Raw genomic sequence first — 4,551 nt, 5'->3', positions numbered from 1 at the left:
TGCAACCAGTGTGAAAGTAGGTTATTGTCAGGCTTGTTATTCGTAGTAGAGAAAAACCCGTCAAGAAATTGGCGGGTTTTTTTTCGTCTGGTGGTTTTTGCTACCTCTTGCCGCGCTGCGTTGGCCTGAAATGGAAAAGTACGTCACAATCTGCCTGTCCAGTTGTCGTTTCATACAAAAACAGGAGCAATATGAACGAGCAAATTGCGAGAGATGTAGTGCTGGTCCGTGCCATCGAGACAGCCGACGAGAAAAGGGAAGTCCTCAGCGAGGATGACCGCATGTATGCGAGCCGCAGCGCCCGCGAACTGGCGCAGTGGCAAGCGTCGGGCAAGCAGGCCGAGGCGACCAGTGATGATTTCCTGCAGCAGCGCTCCGAACAGATTATCAAGCGTATTACTGAGCGCACGCCGGCCTTTGGCGTATTTGCCAGGCGGCGCAACGGCTTGAAGACTCTGGCCCGCACTTTGCCTATTCTTGCATTGCTGCTGGGCGCCGGTCTCGACCGTATTACGGATCCGCACCGCGTCGATTTGCTGTCGGCGCCGCTCTTGCTGATCATCGCCTGGAATCTGCTGGTCTACCTCGGTTTGTTCATCTGGCTGTTTATCCCCTCGCATCCGCTCGGCTGGCCGAGGTCATCCATGGTGCGCTATCTGAGTGTCGGAAAATTGTCCTTGCCGCGCAAATTGCCGCACGCCTTGTCCAGCGGCTTGCTCAGTTTCATGGGCGAGTGGGCACATCTGAGCGCCAAGCTCACTTCTGCCCGCTTGAGCCGTACCATCCATTTGAGCGCGGCCCTGTTTGCCATCGGCGCCGTCATTTCGCTGTATGCGCGCGGTTTCCTGTCGCAATATGAAGCCGGCTGGGAAAGCACCTTTCTCGGCGCCAGCCAGGTGCACGGCCTGTTATCTTTCCTGTTCGCGCCGGCCATTTCCCTGTTTCATCTGCAAGGTTTTTCCCTGGCTGAAATCGAAGCGCTGCGTTTCCCGCAAACCACGGCGGCCGAGGGCGGTGCGCGCTGGGTGCATTTATATGCGTCCACCATTTTCCTGCTGGTGGTTTTGCCACGTGTTGTATTGGCCTTGATCAGCAACTGGCGCGCGTCGCGCCTGACGCAGCATTTCCCGCTGGATCTGGATCAACCCTATTTCCGCAAGCTCAATGACAGCATCGGTGTGGCAACGCAAGGCATGTTGCGCGTGCTGCCTTACAGTTTTACCGTCGACGAGCAGCGCCATAAAGGCCTGGGGCAGATTGCCACCATGCTGTTTGGCGAGCAGGGCCGCGTGATGCTGCGCCCATCGACCTCGTATGGCGAGGAAGCGCAAGATGTCTTGCGCGGCACGGACTTGAACGATGCGCAAGTCAATATCACGGCCGTCCTGTTCAACCTGACGGCCACGCCTGAAAAAGAAAATCACGGCGCTTTCCTCGACTACCTTGTGCAATCGTCGACACGCGGTATTGCCGTCTTGCTCGATGAATCGTCTTACCTGGAGCGCGCCGGTGAGCAAGCTGATCAGAGCGCCCGACTGGCCGAACGTATCGCCCTGTGGCAGCAATTCTGTCAATTTCACAAAACCACGGCGACCCTGGTTAATCTGCTGGATCCTTCCCTTCATCCTCTCGACGCTGGTGTCGGCTTGAAATTATCGGTAGCAACATGATCAGTAAAGATGTCCAGGACGACGCAGCGCACATTCAGTTTGCGCTGATTTCGCATACGAATAATGGCAAGACGACTTTGGCGCGTACCCTGGTTGGGGTGGATGTGGGCGAAGTGCGTGATGCTGCCCACGTGACGGTGTTTGCGGAATCGCATACCTTGCTGACCACGCCGCAGGGTGATTCCTTGCAACTATGGGACACGCCCGGCTTTGGTGATTCGGTGCGCCTGCTGAAACGCCTGGGACAATCGGGTAATCCCATCGGCTGGTTCTTGCGTGAAGTGCTGGACCGCTATCGTGACCGACCATTCTGGCTGAGTCAGCAAGCGCTGCGTACGGCAAAGGATGCCGCTGATGTGGTGCTGTACCTGGTCAACTCATCGGAAAATCCGAAAGATGCCGGCTACTTGCCGGCGGAAATGAAAATCCTGGAATGGCTGGGCAAGCCGGTGGTGGTCTTGCTGAACCAGATGGGACCGCCGCGACCTGGTAATGCGGAACATGCAGAGCAGGAGCGCTGGCGCACGCACCTGGCGCAATATCCTGTTGTGCGCGACGTTCTGGCGCTCGATGCCTTTGCCCGCTGCTGGGTGCATGAACGCGTGTTTTACGAAGCGGTCGGCAAGTTATTGCCACAATCGCAGCAAGTTGGATATGCACGCCTGTTTGCCACATGGCAAGCGCAAAATACGCAGCGTTTCCAGCAGGCAATGCATGTGCTGGCGCAGCAACTGGTGGTGGCGACGCAAGACAGCGCAGCCATCGAACCTGCATCGAAGGGTTTGTTCAAGTCGGCCTTGAAAGTGGTGGGTATCGGCAAGAACGAGGAACAGCAACGGCAAGAGGCTGCGATGGGGGCGCTGATTGCCAGACTCAACACACGTAGTGGCGAGACCACGCGCGAATTACTGATATTGCACAAGCTCGACCCGACGGATGCGCACAAGATCAATACCCGCGTGCGTGAGAATTTTTCTGTGCGCGCGCCGATCGACAAGGCACAGGCGGGCTTGCTGGGAGCTATGATTTCCGGTGCGGCGACGGGCTTGTCGGCCGATCTGATTTCCGGCGGCCTGACCTTGGGCACGGGTGCTTTGCTCGGCGGTGTGGTGGGAGCGTTGACTTTTGCCGGCGCCGCATGGGGTTTTAACTCGGGCACGGAGCGTAACGAGCCGACCATGCAATTTACAGACGCCTTCTTGCGTACCCTGGTGGTAGCCGGCGTCTTGCGTTATCTGGCGGTGGCGCACTTTGGCCGTGGCCGCGGTAACTTCATCGAAGGCGAAGCGCCGGCATTCTGGCAGGAAATCGTCGAGCAGGAAGTGGCGCGGCATGATGACGCCCTGGCTGAATTGTGGAAAGACTTGCGCCGCGAAAAGACTGCCGCGCAAGCAGTGGAGCTGACGCAGCCTGTGATTGCAAATATTGCTAGTGACACACTGGCGCGTCTATACCCGGATGGGGCACACTAGCAATTCACCGCATCGTCAGGAGTAGTGTATGGCCCACCATAAAATTGCAGTCATCGCCGGCGACGGCATCGGTAATGAAGTGATGCCGGAAGGCTTGCGCGTGTTGCAGGCTTGCGCGCAACGCCACAACATCACATTGCAGTTCACCGCCATGGAGTGGGCGAATTGTGATTACTACCTGGAACATGGGCAAATGATGCCCGACGACTGGTTCGAGCAGCTCAAGGATTTCGATGCCATTTACTTTGGTGCCGTCGGCTGGCCAGATAAGGTGCCTGACCATATCTCGCTGTGGGGTTCGCTGCTGAAGTTCCGCCGCGAATTTGATGAGTACGTCAATTTGCGGCCGGTGCGCTTGATGCCGGGCGTTCCTTGTCCGCTGGCAAATAAGAAGCCCGGCGATATCGACTTTTATGTGGTGCGTGAAAACACGGAGGGCGAGTACTCGTCCGTGGGCGGCCGCATGTTCGAAGGGACCGAGCGCGAAATCGTCCTGCAGGAATCGGTGTTTACGCGCAAGGGTGTCGATCGCATCCTGAAGTATGCGTTTGAGCTGGCGCAAAGCCGGCCCAAAAAACACCTGACCTCGGCCACCAAGTCGAACGGCATCGCCTTGAGCATGCCTTATTGGGATGAGCGGGTGGAAGCGATGGCGCCAAGCTATCCCGAGGTGCGCTGGGACAAATACCATATCGACATTCTGGCGGCCCGCTTCGTGCTGAGCCCCGAGCGTTTCGATGTAGTGGTCGCATCGAACCTATTTGGCGATATCCTGTCCGACCTGGGGCCAGCTTGCACGGGCACGATTGCCATCGCACCGTCAGCCAACATCAATCCAGAGCGCACCTTTCCTTCCGTCTTCGAGCCGGTGCATGGTTCCGCGCCGGATATCTATGGCCAGAATATTGCCAACCCGATTGGCATGATCTGGTCGGGCGCCATGATGCTGGACTTCCTGGGCAATGGCGATGCCAATTACACTGCTGCACATGACGCCATCTTGCGTGCCATCGAGCAGGTCCTGGAACATGGTCCGCGTACGCCGGATATGGGCGGCACTGCCAGCACGACCGAGGTTGGCATGGCGATCGCGGCATTGTTAAAGTAAATTCTCGAATACGCGTAATAATCCTTGCCGCCTTCGGGCGGTTTTGCTATAGTTCGCCTCCCCAATGAGACGCACTAGTTTGCGGCACTAAAGGGATCACCGGAAACGGCGATGTAGTAAAAAAGAAGGTTGACGAAATGTGCGAAACGCTTCATACTCTTCCTTCTTCGCAGCTGACAAACACAACGCTTTGTCGATAGCGCGAGAGTAGCAAATAAGCAGTACCGAATACAGTTCTTTAACAATTAACAGTCGATAAGTGTGGGCATTTGATGTCAGTGCAGCAGCGATCTTCGGATCG

At 56.8% G+C, this 4,551-nt stretch carries 4 protein-coding genes; 3 read left to right on the top strand and 1 reads right to left on the bottom strand.

The window, feature by feature from the left end; all coding sequences use genetic code 11:
- The first annotated feature begins 191 nt into the window (after positions 1 to 191).
- The 3 genes from HDE72_RS27510 to HDE72_RS27500 are packed head-to-tail and all read left to right on the top strand — an operon-like array spanning position 192 to position 4,250.
- On the top strand, positions 192 to 1,670 hold the full coding sequence (locus HDE72_RS27510; protein WP_183748769.1) for a DUF2868 domain-containing protein: 1,479 nt from the start codon (positions 192 to 194) through the stop codon (positions 1,668 to 1,670).
- Positions 1,667 to 3,142, top strand: a complete 1,476-nt coding sequence (locus tag HDE72_RS27505; RefSeq protein WP_183748767.1) for a DUF3482 domain-containing protein — start codon at positions 1,667 to 1,669, stop codon at positions 3,140 to 3,142. Before HDE72_RS27510 ends, HDE72_RS27505 begins: the two co-directional genes overlap by 4 nt.
- A gap of 28 nt (positions 3,143 to 3,170) precedes the next feature.
- A complete protein-coding gene (locus HDE72_RS27500) occupies positions 3,171 to 4,250 on the top strand; it encodes a tartrate dehydrogenase (protein ID WP_183748765.1) in 1,080 nt (359 codons plus the stop codon).
- A gap of 96 nt (positions 4,251 to 4,346) precedes the next feature.
- Here HDE72_RS27500 and HDE72_RS27630 read toward each other — a convergent pair.
- The coding region (locus HDE72_RS27630; protein WP_221291433.1) for a hypothetical protein at positions 4,347 to 4,551 on the bottom strand (205 nt) is incomplete at its 5' end.

The sequence above is a fragment of the Janthinobacterium saanense genome, from assembly GCF_014200675.1.
Classification (GTDB): Bacteria; Pseudomonadota; Gammaproteobacteria; order Burkholderiales; family Burkholderiaceae_D; genus Janthinobacterium.
Note: the sequence above shows the minus strand (reverse complement) of the source record. Positions and strands in the feature narration are given on the sequence as shown.